This is a genomic window from Rhodococcus sp. B50, assembly GCF_013602415.1.
Taxonomy (GTDB): Bacteria; Actinomycetota; Actinomycetes; order Mycobacteriales; family Mycobacteriaceae; genus Rhodococcus.
Genome location: NZ_WPAG02000002.1, coordinates 3532815 through 3554385 on the forward strand (window position 1 = coordinate 3532815; position 21571 = coordinate 3554385).

Sequence of the window (21571 nt, forward strand, 5' to 3'; positions counted from 1 at the left end):
GGAGCATCGGTGCGGTCGCAGATACCGACCGGAGTCCGCACGAAAACTCATCGCCGACGACCGGCTCGCCGTCAGGGCAGTCGTGAGGCGAGCAACTCGGCCAGGTGGGTTCCGCGCCGCGTCGTGAGATCGTCGAGCTGGGTACGGCACGAGTACCCGTCGGCGAGGATCACCGCATCGTCCGACGCGGCCTCCACCGCCGGGAGCAGCTGGGTCCGCGCGACCGCCACCGACACGTCGTAGTGCCCGCGTTCGACGCCGAAGTTCCCGGCCAGGCCGCAGCATCCGCCGAGCCTCTGCACGTCGGCACCCGCGCGTCGCAGCAGGGCTGCGTCGGCGCCCCACCCCATGACGGCGTGGTGGTGACAGTGGGGTTGCGCGACGATCTGTGTGCCGTCCAACGACGGCGGTTCCCAGTCCGCGAGGAGTTCGGCGAGGGTCGTGGTGCTGTCGGCCACGAGACGAGCAGGTGCGGAACCGAGCAGTTCGACCGCATCGGAGCGCAGGACGGCGGTACAGGACGGCTCGAGCCCGACAATCGGCATGCCGCTGCGGAAGAGCTCGGCGACGGTGCGACCCAGGATCTTTCGTGCCTGGTCGAGCTGACCGGTGGTGATCCACGTCAGTCCGCAACATCGGGGTTCGTCGGTGATGTGCACGCTGTACCCGGCCGCCTCGAGCACGCGCACGGCGGCGGCCCCGATCTCCGGGGTGAAGTACTCGGTGAACGTGTCGACGAACAGCAGCACCGGGTCGCCCGTGCGGGATCGTCGAGGGAGAGTGTCGGCGAACCACTTCCGGAAAGTCCGGGGCGCGAACGTCGGTACACGACGGCGTCGGTCGAGACCGGCGACCGTCAACCCGAGCGGGGCGACACCCGGGACCCGGGCCAGGGCGTTGACAGCGCGTGGCGCACGGGAGGCGATCGCAGCCCACTTCGGCAGTCTGCCGAGGCCGTAATGGCCGGCCGGACGTCGTCGCCCTCGGTAAGTCTGGTGCAGGACTTCGGATTTGAGGGTCGCCATGTCGACCCCGGTCGGACAGTCCGACAGGCATCCCTTGCACGCCAGGCACAGCTCGAGCGCTTCGTGCACCTCCGGCGACTGCCACGACTCGTCGACGAGGTGACCGTTGAGCATCTCCTGCAGCGCCCGGGCACGTCCTCGGGTGGAGTCCTTCTCCTCGCGGGTCGCGAAGAAGGACGGGCACATCACCCCGCCGGTGCCGGTGTTGTCGGCGCGGCACTTGCCGACCCCGGTGCACCGGTGCACGGCCTGCGTGAAGTCGCCGCCGTCCTCGAGATAGCGGAAGGCCAGACCCTCCCGGATCTTCCGGGCCGCCGGGACGCGGAGGTCGGCGTCGACGGGACGCGGGTCGACGAGCACGCCGGGGTTGAGGAGGTTCTCCGGATCGAAGACCGACTTCACGGCCCCGAACAGCGCGAGCGCGTCGGGTGAGTACATCACGGGCAGCAGTTCGCTCCGGGCGCGTCCGTCGCCGTGCTCCCCCGACATCGACCCTCCGTACTCGGCGACGAGTTTGCCGGCCTCGAAGAGAAATTCGCGGAACAGTCCCGGCACCTCGAGGGGGATGTCGAGGCGGATGTGGATGCAGCCGTCGGCGAAGTGCCCGTAGGGATAGCCGGTGACGTCGTATCCGGCGAGCAGTTCCTCGAAGTCGCGGAGATAGTCGCCGACGCGGTGAGCGGGGACGGCGGCGTCCTCCCATCCCGCGTGCGCGGGCAATCCCTTCGGACTTCTCGCCGACAGGCCGGACCCGTCCTCCCGGATACGCCACAGCGCAGCGGCACGCGCCTGATCCTCGACGTGCAGGACGTCGGTGGCAGCGGCGGCCTGAGCGAGTGCGCATGCCCGGTCGCGGACCTCGTCCGCGTCGTCACCGGCCAGTTCGACGAACAGCCATGCCGCACCCGAAGGGAGCGGCGGTACCGCGTCCGGTCCGCGCCGAGCGCGGACGATGTCGACGATCCGCGAGTCGAGCCCTTCGCACGCCGTGGGCCGGAAACCCAGCAGTCCGTGCGCGGCGTTCCCGGCGGCGACGATGTCGGGATAACCGAGCACGACCATCGTGCGGAAGGCGGGATCGACGACCAGCCGCACCGTCGCCTCGGTCGTGATCCCGAGCGTGCCCTCGCTACCGACGAACAGCTTCCGGACGTCGAAACCGTTCTCCGGCAGCAGATGCTCGAGCGCATAACCCGACACCTGCCGGCCGAAGCGGCCGAATTCGGTGCGGATGGTCGCGAGGTCGCGGGCGACGATCTCCCGCAACGGCTCCAGCATCGGATCCTCACCGGGCAGCGACAGGGGGTGGCCGGTGCCGGTGAGTACCTCGAGAGCGACGACGTTGTCGGACGTGCGGCCGTAACCGAGCGCACGCGCCCCGCACGCGTTGTTACCGATCATCCCGCCGATCGTGCACCGGTTGTGAGTGGACGGATCGGGACCGAAGCGCAGACCGTGCGGAGCGGCGGCGCGCTGCAGCTCGGCCTGCACGACACCCGGTTGCACCCGCGCGGTCCGGGTCTCGGGGTCGACGGAGAGAACTCGGTTCAGATGACGCGAGAAGTCGAGGACGACGCCGGGCCCGACAGCGTTGCCCGCGAGCGAGGTGCCGGTGCCGCGGGAGGTGAGGGGAACACCCTCGCGCCGGCACACGTCGAGCGTCGCGGCGACGTCGTCGATCGATCGGGCGCGCACCACCGCCTGCGGCGGAACGCGGTACAGGGAGGCGTCGGACGAGTACAGCGCGCGCGTGGTCGAGTCGTCGCAGACCTCCCCGATGCCCGCCGCGCGCAGAGCGCGCCCGATCGGGGTGGAGGTCTTCATAGACAGCGATGCTAGTGGCGGGGACGCCGTGCCGGAGGTGGTCGGGCAGAACCGCGGAAGTACGCCGGCAGTAGTGCGGCCACCCTGACACCGCAGCGCTCGTGCAGTGGCAGGACCCAGCCCCGTGACGCGACTCGCCTAGCATCGACGCTTGTGCCAGCCGATACCACTTCGCCCGGGAAAACCGATTCGTCCGATCCGACATCGCGGGTCCGCACCGCGCGGATCGTTGCGATCGTGTCGGGGCTGCTCGGGTTCGTGCTGGCGCTGAGCCTGCCCTTCCTGCCGGTCCGTCAGGAGACCGGTGAGCTGCAGTGGCCGCAGAACGGCACCGTCGACAGCGTCGAGGCGCCGCTCGTCACCTACACCCCGCTCACGCTGCGGGTGAGCGTGCCGTGTGCGGCGGCATCGCAACTCGGCTCCGACGGCGGCACCCTCGTCTCGACCATTCCGTCCGGCTCCCCCGACGCCACCGCCGAGGGCCTCGTGATCCGCGCGGTCCCCGGCGAGGATGGTGCCCCCGGCACCATCGAGGCCGTCCTGCGCAACTCTGTGCTCGTCGCGGCGCCTCTGGACACGCCGTGCACCGCGGTGACCGTCGCCTCCAACTCCGAACGCACCGCCGCCGAGATCGTGGGCGCGGACCCGCCGGTCACGGTCGAGCTGGAAGGCGACGAGCGCCCCCAGGTGGTGGGGGTCTTCAGCGAGCTCACCGGCTCTGCGGAGACCTTCGAACCCGACGGCAGCGACTCCGCCGAACGGCTGTCGGTGCGCGCCGAGCTCGACTCGCGGTTCACCTCGACCCCCACGGTCCTCAAACTTCTCGCGATGATCGTGTGTGCGCTCGCGACGCTGGTCTCCCTCGTCGCCCTGCATCGACTCGACGGGATCGACGGGCGCCGCGCGCGCCGGTTCCTGCCGGCCCGCTGGTGGCGGTTCACCCTCGTGGATGCCGTGGTCGTGAGCACTCTGCTGCTCTGGCACATCGTCGGCGCGAACACTTCGGACGACGGCTACATCCTCAACATGGCGCGGGTGTCCGGCGACGCCGGGTACATGGCCAACTACTTCCGCTGGTTCGGTGTGCCCGAGGCGCCGTTCGGCTGGTTCTACGACGTGCTCGTCGTGTTCGCGCAGGTCTCGACGTCGAGCGTGTGGATGCGGCTGCCCACGCTCGTCGCGGCGATTCTGTGCTGGATGGTCATCAGCCGCGAGGTCATCCCCCGGCTCGGTGTCGCCGTAAGGCACAGCCGGGTGTCGTTGTGGACGGCCGGACTGGTCTTCCTCGCCTTCTGGCTCCCCTACAACAACGGCCTGCGCCCGGAGCCGATCATCGCGGTCGGTGCACTGCTGACCTGGTGTTCGGTCGAGCGTGCCGTCGCGACCGGGCGCATGCTGCCCGCCGCGATCGCGGTGCTCGTCGCGGCCTTCTCGCTCGCCGCCGGCCCGACCGGCCTGATCGCGGTGGCCGCGCTCGTGGCGGGGCTGCGCCCCCTGGTGAAGGTGCTGGTCGCGCGCCGATATCTCGTCGGTGTCGTCGCGCCCCTCGCGCCGATCCTCGCGTCGGGCACCGTCGTGCTCATCGCGGTCTTCGCCGACCAGACGCTCGCGTCCGTCCTCGAGGCGACACGCGTGCGCTCGGCCGTCGGCCCGAACGTGCCGTGGTTCGACGAGCGGCTGCGCTGGGACGCGCTGCTCACCGTCTCCCCCGACGGTTCGCTGGCCCGCCGGTTCGGTGTGTTCGTGATGCTGTTGTGCCTGGTCGTGTGCGTCATGCTGATCCTGCGCAAGGGCCGCATCCCGGGCACCGCGATCGGACCGTCGCGGCGCATCCTCGGCATCGTCTTCGCGTCGCTGTTGCTCATGATGCTCACGCCCACGAAGTGGACGCACCATTTCGGTGTGTACGCGGGCCTGGCCGCGTCGGTGGCGGCGCTCGCCGCGATCGGGGTGGGATCCGTCGGTATCCGCTCGGCACGCAACCGGGCGCTGTTCACCGCCGGGGTGCTGTTCGTCCTGGCTATGGCGTTCACCGGCTCGAACGGCTGGTGGTACGTCTCGAGCTACGGCATCCCGTGGTGGGACAAGCCACCGTCGATCTCCGGCTACGCCTTCTCCACGGCACTGCTCGGACTGACGGTGCTCACGCTGCTCCTCGCCGCATGGTTCCACCTGCGCGAGCCGTTCACCACGCCGCGCCCCGACCGCAACGGCAGGGTCCGGGCGCTGGCGTCGGCGCCGCTCACGCTGGTCGCGGCGGCGGTGGTGTTGTTCGAAGTGTTGTCGCTGTTCAAGGGCGCGGTCTCGCAGTACCCGGCCTACTCGATCGCGAAGTCGAACGCGGCGGCGCTCACCGGCGACCACTGCGCGCTCGCCGACGAGGTGCTCGTGGAGACCGACCCGAACGCGACGATGCTGCAGCCCGTCGACGGTGATCCGGGTGAGGCACTGAGCGCGGGCACCGCAGTCGGCTTCACCCCGAACGGAGTGGCGCTCGACCTCACGGCCGACGCGGAGACCACCACGACCGGTGGCGCCAACACGGTCGACAGCGAGGAGGGTGGCACCACCACCTCCACCAGCGCCGGCACCGAGGGCGGACGCACCAGCGACGAGGGCATCAACGGCAGCACCGTGAAGTTGCCGTTCGGACTCGACCCGCAGACCACCCCGGTCCTCGGCAGCTATCGCGCCGGGGTGCAGCAGTCGGCCGAACTCGAATCCGGCTGGTACGCGCTGCCGGAGCGCACCGACGAGACACCGCTGCTGGTCGTGACCGCCGCTGGACGCGTGCGTTATGTCGACCCCGACGGTGTCATCACCCCCGGTCAGGAAGTCCTCCTCGAGTTCGGCACGACATCCGGCGAGGACGTGACACCGCTCGGTTCCGTCGCCCCGATCGACATCGGCCCGTCGCCCTCGTGGCGCAACCTGCGCGTGCCGAGCGACGCGATCCCCGCCGACGCCGACGCCGTCCGGATCGTCGTGAACGACGGTGACCTCTCCTCCGACCAGTGGGTCGCGGTCACCCCGCCGCGTATGCCGCGCATGGAGACCCTCCAGGAGGTCGTCGGATCCGACGCTCCGGTGCTGATCGACTGGTCGGTGGGTCTCGCCTTCCCGTGCCAACGCCCGTTCGGTCACCGCAACGGTGTCGCCGAGGTCCCCGAGTACCGCATCCTGCCCGACCGTGTCGGGGCCGACGCGACGAACGGCTGGCAGGACGACATCGGCGGTGGCCCGCTCGGCTGGATCCCGCTGCTGCTCAACGCCGAGACGGTGCCCACCTATCTCGATCACGACTGGGATCGCGACTGGGGATCGCTCGAGCAGTACCTCCCGATCGATCCGGAGGCCTCCCCCGCGGAGATCGGCACCGACGTGACGACCCGCTCCGGCCTGTGGTCGCCCGGCCGCATCCGTGACGGGGTACCGGTCCTGTTGGAGTAAGGGCGAGTGCCGTCACACCACGTCGCCGGATACCATCGACTCCCGTGCCCGACGACGTGACGACCTCACCCGCGCCCGCTCCGACCGCTCCACGGTCGATGGGCGAGGACCTTCGCACTCGGTACCGGACCGCGCGGCTCGTCGCCGTCGTCGCCGGGCTGCTCGGCATGATCTTGGCGCTGGCCACACCGTTCCTTCCGGTCCGCGTGACCGAGGCGACGATGTCGTGGCCGCAGGACGCAGCGGCGACCGACGTCGAATTGCCGTTGATGTCGCAGGTCCCCCTGCAGTTCCGCGCCACCGTGCCGTGCACCGCCATCGCGGGGATGCCCGCCGAGGGCGGCATGCTGCTCGCGACCGCCCCCACCAGCGGGCAGGACGCCGCGCTCAACGCGATGTTCGTGCGGGTCGGCGCCGAGAACGTCGACGTCCTCGACCGCAACGTGGTGGTCGCGACCGCGCCGCGCGCCGACGTCGAGTCGGGTGCGTGCAGCGAACTGCAGATCTTCTCCGACTCCGAACGCACCACAGCCGAGTTCGTCGGCCTCTCCGACGAGAACGGCAACCCGCGGGCCGGCGAGCTCACCGGCGACCTGCGGCCGCTCGTCGTCGGTGTGTTCAGCGACCTGCCGACCGCCGTTCCCGGCCTCGAGGTCACCGTCGACGTCGACTCCCGATTCACGTCGTCGCCGACACTGGTGAAATCCCTCGCGATGATCCTCGCGGTGCTGTCGACGGCGCTCGCGCTCGGCGCGCTGGCCAAGCTCGACGGCACGGACGGTCGTGGGCACCGCCGGTTCCTGCCGTCCCGTTGGTGGAAGTTCACCGGTGTCGACGTCGTCGTCGTCGTCACGCTCGTCGGCTGGCACTTCTTCGGCGCGAACACCTCCGACGACGGCTACCTGCTCACCATGGCCAGGGCGTCGGAGAACTCCGGCTACATGGCCAACTACTTCCGCTGGTTCGGTGTCCCCGAAGCTCCCTTCGGCTGGTACTACGACGTGCTGGCGGCGTTCGCGAAGATCTCCACGGCCAGCCCGTGGATGCGCATCCCGGCGCTGATCGCCGGAATCCTGTGCTGGATGGTCATCAGCCGTGAGGTGGTGCCGCGTCTCGGCCGGGCCGTGCGGCACAACCGCATCGCGCTGTGGACCGGCGGACTGGTCTTCCTCGCCTTCTGGCTGCCCTACAACAACGGTCTGCGGCCCGAGCCGATCGTCGCGCTCGGTGCGCTGCTCACCTGGTGCTCGATCGAACGCGCCATCGCGACCGGTCGTCTGCTGCCCGCCGCGACGGCGGTGTTCATCGGCGCCTTCACCCTCGCCGCGGCACCGACCGGCCTGATGTGTATCGCCGCGCTCATCGCCGGCATCCGGCCGATGACGCGGATCATCGTGCGCCGCCACCGTGAGGTCGGCACCCTGCCGCTGCTCGCCCCGATCGGCGCGGCCGGCCTGCTCGTGCTCGTCGTGGTGTTCTCCGACCAGACCCTCGCCGCGGTCCTCGAAGCGACCCGCGTGCGCACCATCATCGGCCCCAACGAAGAGTGGTGGAACGACTTCCTCCGCTACTACTACCTGATGGTGCAGACCGTCGACGGGTCGCTGCCGCGCCGCTTCGCGTTCCTCGTGATGCTGTTGTGCCTGTTCACGACACTGTTCGTGCTGCTGCGCCGCCGCCGCATCCCCGGGGTCGCCGTGAGCCCGACCTGGCGTCTGCTCGGCATCGTCTTCGGCACGATCTTCTTCATGATGTTCAACCCCACGAAGTGGACCCACCACTTCGGGGCGTACGCCGGCATCGCCGGATCGCTCGCGACGGTCACCGCCGTCGTGGTCTCCGCGAGCGCGTTGCGGTCGCGCCGCAACCGCACGATCTTCCTTGCCGGACTGCTGTTCATCCTGGCGGTGTCGTTCGCGGGTATCAACGGCTGGTGGTACGTCTCGAGCTACGGCGTGCCGTGGTTCGACAAGACGGTCTCGCTGAGCGGCTACCAGTCGAGCTCGCTGTTCCTGATCCTGTTCGGGCTCGCGCTGGTACTCGTCGCGTGGCAGTACCTCCGCGAGGGATACGCGCCGCCGCCGGAGTCGCCGGAGACGAGGAAGGGCCGCCGGATCCGCGCCCTCGCGGCCGCGCCGCTCACGGTCGTCGCCGCGGCGATGGTGCTGTTCGAGGTGCTGTCGCTGCTCAAGGGTGCGGTGTCGCAGTACCCCGCGTATTCGCTCGCCCGGTCCAACATCGGTGCGGTCGCCGGGCAGACCTGTGGTCTCGCGAACGACGTGCTCGTCGAGGCGGACCCCAACGAGGGACGTCTCGAACCGATCATCGATCCGGGTAATCCCCCGGCGGACGGCGATCCGCTCGCCGGTGCTGCGCCGCGCGGCTTCACTCCCGACGGCGTGCCGTCCGATCTGACCGCCGACTACGTCGAGGTGAAGCCCGGTCAGGGCAACACCGACAACCAGAGCGTCGGCCCCACCTTCGAGACCGGCGCGGGCGGCGGCACCACGGGCGGCTCGGGTGAGCAGACCGTCAACGGCAGCACCGTGCGCCTGCCCTTCGGACTCGACCCGGCCGTCACGCCGGTGCTCGGCAGTTACCAGGACGGCGTGCAGGAACCCGCCTCGCTCACGTCGAGCTGGTACGCCCTGCCGGAGATCACCGACGAGACGCCGCTGGTGATCATCTCCGCGGCCGGTCGCATCTGGTCGTACGACGACACCGGCGCACTGACCTACGGCCAGTCGCTGCTCGTCGAGTACGGCACCCGCCAGGCCGACGGCACTGTCGAGGCGAAGGGCACCTACCTGCCGCGCGACATCGGTCCCGCACCGTCGTGGCGGAACCTGCGCGTGCCGCTCGCCGACCTGCCCGACGACGTCGATGCCGTCCGCATCGTCGCCAACGACCCCAACCTCACCGGCGACCAGTGGCTGGCGTTCACGCCGCCGCGCGTCCCGACCCTCGAGCGGCTCGACGCCCAGCTCGGTTCCGAGCAGCCGCTCCTGCTGGACTGGGCCGTGGGTCTGCAGTTCCCGTGCCAGCGGCCGTTCGACCACTGGGCGGGCGTCGCCGAGATGCCGAACTACCGGGTCCTTCCCGACCGTCCGCTCGCGGTGTCGTCGACCGACACCTGGCAGTCCGCCGACAACGGTGGCCCGCTCGGCTTCGCGGAGGTCCTGGCGCGACCCGAGCAGGTGCCCACCTACCTGGAGAACGACTGGGGTCGCGACTGGGGTTCGGTGGAGCGGTACGTGCGCTTCTACCCCAACGCGCAGCCGGCGGAACTGACCACCACCGAGGTGACGCGGTCGGGTCTGTGGAAGCCCGCGCCGATGCGCGTCTACGAGTGAGGGGTGGGGCGCGAGTAACGGATGTGACGCTCCGGGCGACACGCAGGTCATGACGACCTCGAGGAAGATCGCATTCACGGCCGCCCTGGGCGCGGCTCTCGCGCTCGGCGTGGTCGCCGCTCCCGCGGCGTCCGCGGAGCCCGTCGTGGCCACGACCCTGAGCCCGGTGATCGGCGCGGCCGGTGGTACCGGGTCCGCGGGGTGGGGAGGTCTCCTCGTCAACGAGGGCGTGACCGTCGGTGTGGACCCCGAGCGTCCCGGCTTCTCGCGATTCGGCAGCAGCTTCCAGTGTCCGTGCCTCGTGAACTGGACGAACGTCACCACCGGACAGCGTGGCACCGTCACCCTGCCGATCTACCCGCCTATCCCCTCCGCAGGTTGGGAGTACCCCTGGTTCGAGACCGGGTCCGGACGTATCGAGGCGGTCGTGACGACCACCGACATCACCTTCCTGCCGGGCCGGGGCTCCTGGACGGTTCCCTGAGCACGGCCCCACGACGCCACGCGCTGCGAGAATGCGGTTCCTGCAATCTAGAATGAGCGGGTGACCACCGAGAATTCAGCTGGGTCGACCCTGTCGCCCCGCGCCTCCGAGGCCGTGAAGAGAAGCCTGTCGCCCCGGCAGGAGGCCGCGAGCCGCGACGTCGACACCCTGATCCGGTGCGGACGCGAACTGCTCACCCGGGGCGAACCCGCCCGAGTCGCCGACATCGTGGCCGCCGCGGGACTCTCCAACGACGCTTTCTACCGCTATTTCAAGAGCAAGGGCGATTTCGTCGACGCCGTCGTCGAGGAGGGCGGGCACCGCCTCGTCCGGTATCTGCGTCACAGGATCGACAAGGCCGCCGACCCCGACGACGCCTTGCGCGCCGGCATAGCGGCCGTCCTCAGCCAGGCCGTCGATCCCGAGATCGCCGCCGCCACCCGCAATGTCGTGTCCTCCGCCGGTGGCCGGTCGCACGCACCGAAGGTGCGCGAGGATCTGGAGAAGGCGGTCGCGGAGGTGCTCGCCGTCCCCATCACCGAGCTGGGATCGACCGACCCGCAACGGGATTCGCTCACCACCTCGATCCTCCTGCTCGCGGTGATGGAGCATCTGCTGTGGAGGGAGGCGTCCACCTTCGACGCCGACGCAGAGGTCGAGCAGATCGTCGGATACGCGCGACGGGGCCTGCGCACGTCCTAGTGCACAGGCCCCGTCGGCAACGGCTCTACAGCGGCAGCAGATGGTGCTTCCGCGGGTTCTTGAACACTTCCTTGTCACGAAGAAGGTTCAGCGCCTTGCGGATTTCGAGGCGGGTGGTCGACGGCTCGATCACCGCGTCGACATATCCGCGCTCGGCCGCGATGTACGGCGTCGCGACATGCTCGTTGTAGAAGTTGATGAGCTGCTGGCGAACCGCCGGAGCGTTCTCGCCCGCGGCCTCGATCTGCCGGCGGCCGATCACCGCGACGGCCGATTCGGCACCCATCACGGCGATACGCGCGGTGGGCCACGCGAAGTTGATGTCGGCGCCGAGCTGCTTGGAACCCATCACCGCGTAACCGCCACCGTACGACTTGCGAACCACGACGGTCACCTTCGGCACCGACGCCTCGACGTACGAGAACAGGAACCGGCCGCCACGCTTGATGACGCCGATCTTCTCCTGCTCGACACCGGGCAGGAAGCCCGGGGTGTCGACGACGAACACGAGCGGGATGTCGTAGGCGTCGCACACGCGCACGAAGTGCGCGGCTTTGTCGGCGGCTGCGGCGTCGAGCGCACCCGACAGGTACAGCGGCTGGTTCGCCACGACACCCACGGCACGACCGTCGACACGCGCGTAGCCGGTGATGATGTTCGGCGCGGTCTGCGAGCGGACCTCGAGGAAGTCGCCGTCGTCGAAGATCTTCAGCAGGATGTCGTGCATGTCGTAGCCGGAGTTGTCGGCGTCGGGCATGAACGTGTCGAGTTCGAGATCGTCGGGCGTGATCTCCGATTCGAGACCGGGATTGACGATCGGCGGCTTCTCCTGCGCGTTGGACGGCATGTAGCTCAGGTACCGCCGCACCCACTCGAAGGCGGCCTTCTCGTCGGGCGCGACGTGGTGCACGTTGCCGTACTCGGCCTGCTGACGGGCACCACCGAGCTCCTCGAGGCTCACGCTCTCACCGGTGACCGCCTTGATGACGTCCGGGCCGGTGACGAACATGTGTGAGCCCTCGGTGGCGACCACGACATCGGTGTTGATCGGCGCGTAGACCGCACCACCGGCGCAGTTGCCGACGATCACCGAGATCTGAGGACACAGACCCGACAGCGGCTCGTGACGCTTGCCGATCTCGCCGTACCAGGCGAGCGAGGTGACGGCGTCCTGCACGCGGGCACCACCGGAGTCGTTGATGCCGACGACCGGACAGCCGATCTTGAGCGCGAAGTCGAGGACCGCGGCGACCTTGCGGCCGAACATCTCACCGACGCTGCCGCCGAAGACGGTCTGGTCGTGGGAGAACACCGCGACCGGGCGGCCGTCGACCGTCCCGTGTCCGACGACGACGGCGTCGCCGTACATGGCGTCGTCGCGGCCGGGCGTCTTCATCAGCGCGCCGATCTCGACGAAGCTGCCCCTGTCGAGCAGCATGTCGATTCGCTCGCGGGCGCTCGGGATGCCCTTCTTCGCGCGCTTGGCGACGGCGAGTTCGCCCGCAGGCTCCTTCGCCACCTCCAGCTTCTCGCGCAGCTCGGCCAGCTTCTGTGCCGTGGTGCTCACTTGTTCGTTCAGCTCCTCGAGGCCTCGATGTCGGCCAGCTTGCGGGTCAGGTCTTCCCCCACCTTCGAGATGTACGGTTCGTCGACGATCTGCAGGTGATCGCCGCCGACGTGTACGACCTCGAGATCTTCGACGACCTCGCCCCAACCCCCATCGGGCTGCCGGGTGCCGAAGGCCGGCTCGAGATCGATCGCGTCGTCGTGGTACTTGTCGGCCATGTACAGCACGACCTTGCCGCCGTAGGGCGCGAGTTCCGCGGTCTGAATGGCACGGTTGTCGAGCCACGACGTGCGCTGGTGCTCGATGATGCCGCCGGGAATCTGCGCCCCGCTCAGCTCGAGCAGCCCCATCAGGATGCCGATCTGCTCCTCGTCGCTGCCGGCCTCGGCCAGCAGGTCGTAGGGCAGCGGCGCGTCGATCCCGTAGGTCTTCTTCGCGAACGCCGAGTAACGCTGCCAGCGCTTGCGGATCTCGTCGGGCGTGTCCTCGACCTTCTCACCGGCCATGACCGTGTCGATGAGGCCGACGAGGCGCACGTCCTTACCCTTCTCGCGCAGCAGACGGGCCACCGCGTAAGCGAGGACACCGCCGAGCGACCAGCCGCACAGTACGTACGGTCCGTCGCCCTGGATCTCTTCGATGAGTGGTAGGTACGCCTGGGCGCGGGTGTCGATCGGGCCCTCGGTGCGCTCGAAACCGAACACCGGGGTGTGCGCCGGGAGGCGGCGCAGCAACGGCTCGTATGCGACGGTCGATCCACCCGCGGGGTGGAAGACGAAGACCGGCACGGCGTCCGATCCTTCGACGCGGGGCCGCAGCGTGCGCACCAGTCCGTCGATGCGGTCGGCGGATTCGAGGTGCTGCCGGACGGTCTCGGCGAGCTGTTCGATGGTCGAGGCGGCGAGCACGTCGTCGACGGTGATCTCGCCCTCGGACCGCTCGGTCAGCCGGGCGGCGAGTCGCTCGGCGTCGGCGCGGTCGAGCTTCGGCAGCGGGTTGAAGATGCCCTTGGCCGACCTTCCGGTGATCACCGCCCAGGAGGCGAAGGTCAACCGTTCCGCGGCGTCGCGCGGCGGCACGTCGACTCCGCTCGACTCCTGTTCGGGCTCGGTCGCTGCCGATGCCTCGGCCGTGGTCTGTGCTTCGGCCTCGGCGAGGATCTGTTCGGCCTCGCCCACCGCGGTGGTGTCCTCGACCTGCGGGAGCTCGTCCTGCCCCGCGACCTGCGGGAGCTCGTGCTGTTCAGCAGCGGCGGCCCGTTCGGCTGCCTTCTCGGCGGCCTGCTGCTCGGCGAGCTGCGCGACCTCCTCGCGATTCTCGACGGCGTACCGCAGGTACTTCGCGACGTCGCGCAGACTCGCGTCCTTGACAGCCGACAGCTGCAGCTGGGGGATGTCGAACTCGTACTCGACGCGGTTCTTGATTCGGACGGCCATGAGCGAGTCGAGGCCCAGCTCGATGAGCGGGATCTCGGCCGGCAGGTCCTCGGGCGCGTAGCCCATGGACTCGGCGACGATCAGCCTCAGGCGGTCGTCGAGGGTCTGCGATCCGTTCGGATCCCACTTGTCGCCGAACGACTCGACGACCTCGGGCAGCTCCTCGGCCTGCGCGGCGGGCTTCGCAGCAGCCGCGACGGGTGTGGGCAGCGGCTCTCCGGAGGTGACGACACCCTCGTGGACGAGCGTGAAACCGTCGCCGGTGTTCGCGTGCACCTGCAGCGACGCGCCACCCGGATGCCGGGTGAGCGTCGTGGTGAGGGTGCCGGTCGCGGGGACGTCGGTGTGCGGGATGGACGCGGTGAGCGTGACGTCGGACAGCACCTGCGAGGCCGCCGCGACGAGCAGTTCGGCCGTGTCGGTGACGACGGAGGCCTGCACCTCCCAGACGTAGCGACCGTCGGGCAGGGCGACCCGGGCGCCCGGCACCCGGCCGTTGCCGGAGGTGCCGATGCTGGCGTCGACCCAGTACGGCTTGCGGAGGAAGGCGGTGCGCGGCAGATCGGCGTAGTCGCCTTCCGGCAGCAGGGTCTTCAGGTCGACCGACTGCCCGTGCACGTAGAGCTGCGCGAGGGCGGCGAGGACGCCGAGCGACTCGTCCTCCTTGCGCTTCAGCGTCTGGATGAACTGGCCGTCCTGCACACCGGCGTCGAAGGCCGTCGCCGCAACCGACATGAGCGTCGCGGGGTTGGCGTTGAGCTCGACGAAGGTGGTGTGCCCGTCGGACAGGGCCTGGCGGATCGCCTGCGTGAAGTACACGCTGTGGCGCATGCCCTTGGTCCAGTACTCGACGTCGTGGATGCCGTCGTGACCTGCGCGGTAGAGGGTCTCCTGATCGACCGAGGAGTACAGGTCGACCTTCAGGCGGTGCGGTTCGATACCGGCGAGCTCGGCCGCGAGTTCGCCGAGGATCGGATCGACCTGCGAGGTGTGGCTCGCACCCTTGGTCTGCAGGACCCGGGCGAACTTCTCCTCGGCCTCGGCACGCGCGACGATCGCGTTGACCTGCTCCTGCGGGCCACCGATGACGGTGTGGGTCGGCGCCGCGTAGACGCAGACCTCGAGCTGCGGAAAGTCGGGCAGCACGTCGGTGATCTCGGCGGCGCTGTACTCGACGAGGGCCATGAGACGGATGTCGTCGCCGGTCAGGCCGGACTCGGCCTCACCCATCAGACGCGAGCGTGAGCAGATGACGCGCACGGCGTCCTCGAGCGACAGTCCGCCCGAGATGTAGGCACCGGCGGCCTCACCCATCGAGTGGCCGACGACCGCGGAAGGCTCGGCGCCGTGGTGACGCAGCAGCGCGGCGAGACCGATCTGGATCGTGAAGATGCCGACCTGCGCGGTCTCGACGTCGTAGTCCTGCGCGTCGTCGAGGAACTTCTCCTTCATGGAGTAGCCCGACTCGTCGTAGATCAGCTCGTCGACCTCGTCGACGGCCGCCGCGAAGACCGGGTTCTCGAGGTACAACTGCTTGGCCATCTTGCGGTGCTGGGCACCGAAACCGGACAGCACCCACACCGCGCCCTTGGATGCCGGAGCGTCGGCGGTGAACACGCCCTGTGCGGGCTTGCCGGCGGCAACGGCACGCAGACCGGCGATCGCCTCGCCGTGGTTGCCCGCCACGACGATCGCGCGGGACCGGCCGTGGTTTCGACGCGCGAGCGTGCGGGCGACGTCGGCGAGCGGCGTCGTGCTGCCCTGCTCGGTCTCGAGCCAGTCGGCGAGGTCGGCGGCCGCACGACGGCGACGCGACGGCATCGCGGCCGAAACGGCAAGCAGGACGGGAAGTTCGCGAGCGGTCTCGGCCTGCTCCCCCAGGGTCGCCGGGATCTCTTCGGGCAGCACCTCGACCTCGGCCTCGGAAGCTTCGAAATCGGCGGGGCCGGTGTACTCGCGCACGACGACGTGCGCGTTGGTGCCACCGAAACCGAATCCGGACACGCCCGCGACGGCGCGGCCGGTGTAGCGCGGCCACGTCGCGCCCTCGGGGATGACCTTCAGGTGCGCGGTGTCGAACGGGATGTACGGGTTGGGCGCCGTGTAGTTGAGCGTCGGCGGGAGCCGGTCGTTCTGCATCGCGAGAACGACCTTGATGAGACCGGCCGCACCGGCAGCGGACTCGAGATGACCGAAATTGGTCTTGGCCGACCCGAGCAGGACCGGTTTGTCGTCCTCGCGGCTGCGGCCGACGACACGGCCGAGCGCGTCGGCCTCGATCGGGTCGCCGAGCACCGTGCCGGTGCCGTGCGCCTCGATGTAGTCGACACCGGACGGCAGGATCTGCGCGTCGCGGTAGGCGCGGCGCAATACGTCGACCTGCGCTTCGGGGTTGGGGGCGGCCAGACCGTTGGAACGACCGTCCTGGTTGACAGCCGAACCGGCGATCACCGCGAGGATGTCGTCGCCGTCGCGCTCGGCGTCCTCGAGACGCTTGAGCACCACGAGACCGCCGCCTTCGGCGCGGATCATGCCGTCGGCGTCGGCGGAGAACGCCTTGATGCGGCCGTCGGGGGCCATCACGCCGAGTTCGTCGAAGCCGAGGGTGCCGGCCGGGGCGAGCAGCATGTTGACGCCACCGGCGAGGGCGACGTCGGCTTCGCCGTTGCGCAGCGCGCGCACAGCCTGGTGCACGGCGACCAGCGACGACGAGCACGCCGTGTCGAGCGTGACCGACGGGCCGTGGAAGTCGTAGAAGTACGACACGCGGTTGGCGATGACCGCGGTGGAGGTGCCGGTGAGCGCGTAGGGATGCGCTGCGGACGGGTCGCCGACCGCGAGGAGCATGTAGTCGCTCGCCGAGCTGCCGATGAACACACCGACCGAGCCACCCTTGAGCTCGCTCGGCGGGATGTGCGCGTGCTCGAGCGCCTCCCAGGTCAGCTCCAGCGCGAGACGCTGCTGCGGGTCGACCATCTCGACCTCGCGCGGCGACATCGCGAAGAACTCGGCGTCGAAGCCCTTGACGTCGCCGAGATAGCCGCCCTTGGTGTTGGCGTTACGGATCGACTCCCACACGGCCGGGTCGTTCTCGAACTCCGACCAGCGGCCCTCGGGCAGATCGCTGATGCCGTCGCGTCCGGACGCGAGCAGCTCCCACATCTGTTCGGGGGTGTCGACGTTGCCCGGGAAACGGGTGGACAGGCCGACGATGGCGATGTCCTTCGAACCCGCCACCGCACCGACCGTGTACAGGGCGGAGTCGTCGTCGGCGGGTGCCTCGGGCTCGCCCTCGATGATGCGCGTCGCGAGGGACGCGATCGTCGGGTGCTGGTAGGCGATCGTCGCGTTCAGCGTGACACCGAGGAGCTCCTCGATCTCGCCCGCCATGGCGACTGCGTCCCGGGAGGACAGACCGAACTCCTCCATCGGACGATCGTCCGAGATCTGGGAGACCGGCTGACCGGTCGCGTCGGCGATCCAGTTGCGCAGCCATTCGCGCAGCTGCGCAACCGTCATTTCAGTGTCAGACATCAACCCACCACGCTACCCGGGAAAGAGGACATTCGTTCTTACACGCTGTCCGGGAAGGCCTGCTGCTGGTAACCACCGCGCAGCGTTCCCTCGACATATGCGGTCTTGCACGCCCGCCGCGCGATCTTTCCGCTGGACGTACGGGGGATGGAACCGGCCGGCACGAGCAGCACGTCGCGTGCGGTGACACCGTGCCGGGTGGAGATCGCGGCACGCACCGCGTCGGCGATCGGCTGCGGATCGGCCTTGCCGGCGCCGGGAGCGCGCTCGGCGACGATCACGAGCTGCTCCGAAGAATCGTCGGCGTCGAACTGCAGGCCGGAGGCGTCGTTGTCGAACACCTCGCGGGGCAGCTGGTTGGCCGGAACCGCGAAGGCCGCGACGAAGCCGGGGCGCAGGGCGGAGCTGGCCTCCTGCGCCGAGAACTCGATGTCCTGCGGGTAGTGGTTGCGGCCGTCGACGATCACGAGGTCCTTGACGCGACCGGTGATGTACAGCTCGCCGTCGATGTAGACGCCGTAGTCGCCGGTGCGCAGCCACTTGCTGTCGTCCGGGGTGCCCTCGGCGTGGCTGCCCTCGGGGAGACGCTCGGTGATGCGGTTGTGGAAGGTGTTGTCGGTCTCTTCCTTGCGACCCCAGTAGCCGATGCCCATGTTCTCGCCGTGCAGCCAGATCTCCCCGACGTGCTCGTCGGGCATCTCGGCGCCGCTCTCGGGGTCGACGATCGCGGCCCACTGGCTGCGCGCGACGTAACCGCAGGAGACCTGCGGGATGGCGTTCTCGGCGTCGGGCTCGACGCGCACGATCCGGCCGGCGTTGAGCGCGGCGCGGTCGACGTGGATGACCTTCGCCTCGTCGCTGTGGCGGGTGGAGGAGACGAACAGGGTGGCCTCGGCCATGCCGTAGGACGGCTTGATCGCCGTGCGGGGCAGGCCGTAGGGGCCGAACGCCTCGTTGAACTTGCGCATCGACGCGGTGGTGACCGGCTCGCTGCCGTTGATCAGGCCGATGACGTTGCTCAGGTCGAGTTCTTCACCCGGCTTGGGGACCGCACGGGCCGCGGCGTGCTCGAACGCGAAATTCGGCGCGGCGGCGAAGGTGCCGGCACCGTCGGAGACTGCGGCGAGCTCGCGGATCCAGCGGCTCGGGCGGGCCACGAAGGCACGCGGGCTCATGATGGTGATGTACTTGCCGCCGACCGCGGGGAGGATCACGGTGAGCAGACCCATGTCGTGGAACAGCGGCAGCCAGGTCACGCCACGCGACGACTCGTTCAGCTCGATGGAGTCGGCCATCTGGATGACGTTGGTGAGCACCGACCGGTGGGTGATCTCGACGCCGGCGGGAACCCGGGTCGAACCGGAGGTGTACTGCAGATAGGCGATGTCGTCGGTGCCGATGGGCGGCCGGTTCCAGGACTCGGCGACCGCGTCGGGAATGGCGTCGACGGCGATGACGCGGGGGCGCTGCGCTGCGGGGAGCGGGCGGAAGAACTGCCGCACGCCGGCTGCGGACGAGGTGGCGGTGAGGATCGCGCTGGGTGTGCAGTCGCCCAGAACGGCGTGCAGTCGATCGGTGTGGCCGGGCTCGTCGGGATCGAACAGCGGTACCGCGATGGTGCCGGCATAGATCGCAGCGAAGAAGGACACGACGTAGTCGAGCCCCTGCGGAGCGAGGATCGCGACGCGGTCGCCGGGGGCGGTGACCTGCTGCAGGCGCGCGGCGATGGCTTTGATGCGCACGCCGAACTGGTCCCAGGTCAGCTCGTGTACCTCGCCGTCGCGTTCCCGCGAGTAGTCGATGTACCGGTAGGCGAGGTCGTCACCGTTTGAAGCGAAGTTCTCTTCGAGGTGATCGAGCAGGGTCTGCCCTTGCGGCAGCCTGATCCGCCCGTTCTCATCGATGAACTCTTCGAACCCGACGCTCAATTCCTTCTCCCTGTCGAAGCGATCCCACAACCACTCGACATGGTTGCGCCACTAACTTTTCCTCCGCGCCGGCGGATCGTCGTACCGACACCGCCCCCCACGGCTTCCGGCGGTCCACTCGTCGAACGTGTCCATCGACCCCAGATCACGAATATGTTACAGATCGGCATCACTCGCACCCTTGCAAAGTGCGGTCGCCCGGAGGAACGCTCCCCCTTGCTTACGGGAAACACAAAGATACGACATGGTCGTCTTCACGCACACATTCCGCGCCCGTCGAACGAGAAGAGCGCACGATCCGATTGTGTGCGACGGTTTTTCGGCGCCGACACCGGCCGGCAGTGCTGCCCGTCGCCTGCGTCTGCCCAGGAACGGTGCCCGGATACGTACGACCGACCGACGCGAGAGCTCGTGACAAGGATCATTCCCCGTCGCGGGCCGTCGGTACACCCCCGGAGGGGGCCGGCCGTTCGCCGTGCCGTCGCTGGCACCATGAACCTCTTCTCCTGTGGCAGTCGTCGTGCGCCACGATCCCGGACGGCCGGGCACGCAGCCGAGGGATGAGTCTAAAGGCAGCCCGTCAATCGAGTGTACCGGGTGGTGAGATCGGACACTACCGACGAGTAATATGTGGGAAGGCTCACCTCGAGTGGAACCACCCCGCTCACCGGTGGCGCCGCCGCCTCATTCTTCTGCGGGTTCCGGTGCGCCGTCGATCTTCTCGGCCGCCCAGTTCGCAATCCACTGCGTCGCGGTGGTGCCGTTCTCGTCCACCACATAGGTGTTGTACATCGCGTGGATCGGATTGTTGACGTACTCGAGCAGCCGCGGAGCGGCCGACATCCAATTCGCGGGATTCAGCGCGTTCGGCGGTGCATCGCAGATGCTGTCGGTAGGTGCGCAGATCTGGACGGTGCGGTCGTCGAGCTCCCCGAATCCCCCGGGACGCGCACCGGTCATCGTGATGCCCGGCAGTCGTAGGCCGTCGAGCGACAGTTCGGCGCCCACCCCCGCGACGGGCGCACCGATGTCGGTACCCGACACCCCGTCGCGGCGACCGTCGGCGACGAGCGCGACACCGAGGACCCGATCTGCGGGGACCGGGCCGTTGCCGGCACCGATCTGCGCGGCGACGTCGCCCACGATCACCGCGCCCTGCGAGAAACCGGTGAGCACGTAGGTGGTCAGCGGGCACTCGGCCGAACGTCGCGCCAGGATGTCGGTGGTCGCCGCGAATCCCTCACTGCGACTGTTGTTGTAGGACTGCTGACCGTCCGGCGGGATCGCGACGGGATTCGAGAACTGCGCGACGTACGGCACGGTGTAGACGTCGGCACGCTGGGCGTCGAAACGCTCCTGCAGCGGCCTTGTCACGTTGAGCAGGAGCGAGTACGGGTTGGCGGCCGGAGCGTACGGATCGTCGCCCACTGCGGACTCCCACGTGCCCGGCACGGCGACGACCTGCACATCGGGGCACGAGGCCGGCTGCGACTGCGGCTCCTCCGGCCCCGGTGGCGTGGGAATCGGCGAGGGGATGTCCAATCGCCCTGCGAGCAGATACCAGAGCACCAGCACGATCGCCAGGACGAGCAGCGCCCCTACGACCACGATCCTGCGTCCGCGACGCTGCTTCGTCCTGACCATCTCGTGCTGTCCCCGCGTTCCTGGTTCTAGTTGCAGTACGTCTCGCCGGCGACGGCGATGTAGGTGTCGGCCGTCGAGGAGGCCTGCTCCTCCGACAACTCGACACCACCGGCTGCAGCATCACTACCCACGAGCGCCGTCACGAACACCTTGATCTCCTCCGGCGACCCGCCCTGCGCCTGGGCGCTGCAGATGTAATCGGCGATGTTCACCGCGCCGGTCTCGTCGCTGGGCTCGACTCCCTCCGCACGGAGAGCGTCCAGGAAGGCCTGCGCGCCGGGCGTGGGAGCGGGTGCCGCACCCGTACCGGCTCCCGTGTCGCCTTCGGCGCCGGGCGAGGCCGGGGCCGGGGACGCATCGCTCGTGTCGGTGTCGTCCGTGGTCTCCGTGCCGGCGGCGGTGGGCGTGGACGTTTCGGCCGCGGATGTCGAGGTCGACGTCGAGGTCTCCGTGGTGGCGGACGTCGTCGGCGTGTTCGTCGCCGTGGAGTCGTCGCTTCCGCACGCGGACAGAACGGCCGTGGCAGTCAGTGCCGCGGCGAGTGCGCCGAGGACGCGGGTCGAGCGCGAGCGGGTCCGTGCAGGCATGTGGTGGGGTCCTCACATCCGGATGTCGGTCGAACTA

10 protein-coding genes are annotated in these 21571 nt (G+C 69.3%); 4 read left to right on the plus strand and 6 right to left on the minus strand.

All coding sequences use genetic code 11. The annotated features are described in order from the left end of the window. Window positions 1-71: 71 nt before the first annotated feature. The gene (locus tag GON09_RS16690) at window positions 72-2849 is read right to left on the minus strand and encodes an FAD-binding and (Fe-S)-binding domain-containing protein (RefSeq protein WP_213932753.1); all 2778 of its coding nucleotides are present in this window, start codon (window positions 2847-2849) and stop codon (window positions 72-74) included. A gap of 153 nt (window positions 2850-3002) precedes the next feature. Here GON09_RS16690 and GON09_RS16695 point away from each other — a divergent pair, with 153 nt between their 5' ends. The 4 genes from GON09_RS16695 to GON09_RS16710 are packed head-to-tail and all read left to right on the plus strand — an operon-like array spanning window position 3003 to window position 10838. After that, window positions 3003-6299 (plus strand): arabinosyltransferase domain-containing protein, encoded by a 3297-nt coding sequence (locus tag GON09_RS16695; protein WP_213932754.1) that lies wholly within the window; start codon window positions 3003-3005, stop codon window positions 6297-6299. A 44-nt stretch (window positions 6300-6343) separates the two neighbouring features. Further along, a complete protein-coding gene (locus GON09_RS16700) occupies window positions 6344-9652 on the plus strand; it encodes an arabinosyltransferase domain-containing protein (protein WP_213932755.1) in 3309 nt (1102 codons plus the stop codon). 49 nt (window positions 9653-9701) lie between these two features. Then, window positions 9702-10136, plus strand: a complete 435-nt coding sequence (locus tag GON09_RS16705) for a hypothetical protein (protein ID WP_213932756.1) — start codon at window positions 9702-9704, stop codon at window positions 10134-10136. Between the two features lie 60 nt (window positions 10137-10196). Next, window positions 10197-10838 carry a TetR/AcrR family transcriptional regulator gene (locus tag GON09_RS16710; protein WP_213932757.1) on the plus strand — a complete coding sequence of 214 codons (642 nt, stop codon included), beginning with the start codon at window positions 10197-10199 and terminating at the stop codon, window positions 10836-10838. Between the two features lie 25 nt (window positions 10839-10863). On the opposite strand, the gene GON09_RS16715 is transcribed toward GON09_RS16710, so the two are convergent. From GON09_RS16715 to GON09_RS16735, 5 genes are all read right to left on the minus strand, one after another. Then, a complete protein-coding gene (locus GON09_RS16715) occupies window positions 10864-12405 on the minus strand; it encodes an acyl-CoA carboxylase subunit beta (protein ID WP_213932758.1) in 1542 nt (513 codons plus the stop codon). A gap of 8 nt (window positions 12406-12413) precedes the next feature. Continuing rightward, entirely contained in the window at window positions 12414-17360 is a 4947-nt protein-coding gene (pks13, locus tag GON09_RS16720) for a polyketide synthase Pks13 (protein ID WP_213934489.1), read from the minus strand. 53 nt (window positions 17361-17413) lie between these two features. Continuing rightward, on the minus strand, window positions 17414-19303 hold the full coding sequence (gene fadD32 / locus GON09_RS16725; protein WP_213932759.1) for a long-chain-fatty-acid--AMP ligase FadD32: 1890 nt from the start codon (window positions 19301-19303) through the stop codon (window positions 17414-17416). A 684-nt stretch (window positions 19304-19987) separates the two neighbouring features. Then, window positions 19988-20947, minus strand: a complete 960-nt coding sequence (locus GON09_RS16730) for a cutinase family protein (RefSeq protein WP_213932760.1) — start codon at window positions 20945-20947, stop codon at window positions 19988-19990. Window positions 20948-20973: 26 nt separating this feature from the next. Next, window positions 20974-21534: a DUF732 domain-containing protein gene (locus GON09_RS16735; protein ID WP_213932761.1), complete on the minus strand. Its 561-nt coding sequence runs from the start codon at window positions 21532-21534 to the stop codon at window positions 20974-20976. Window positions 21535-21571: the final 37 nt, after the last annotated feature.

What these genes read in the sequence shown, in the direction of transcription:
- GON09_RS16690 (WP_213932753.1), bottom strand. Translation starts at nt 2,849, where the DNA reads ATGAAGACCTCCACCCCGATCGGGCGCGCTCTGCGCGCGGCGGGCATC.
- GON09_RS16705 (WP_213932756.1), top strand. Translation starts at nt 9,702, where the DNA reads ATGACGACCTCGAGGAAGATCGCATTCACGGCCGCCCTGGGCGCGGCT.
- pks13 (WP_213934489.1), bottom strand. Translation starts at nt 17,360, where the DNA reads ATGACGGTTGCGCAGCTGCGCGAATGGCTGCGCAACTGGATCGCCGAC.
- GON09_RS16730 (WP_213932760.1), bottom strand. Translation starts at nt 20,947, where the DNA reads ATGGTCAGGACGAAGCAGCGTCGCGGACGCAGGATCGTGGTCGTAGGG.
- GON09_RS16735 (WP_213932761.1), bottom strand. Translation starts at nt 21,534, where the DNA reads ATGCCTGCACGGACCCGCTCGCGCTCGACCCGCGTCCTCGGCGCACTC.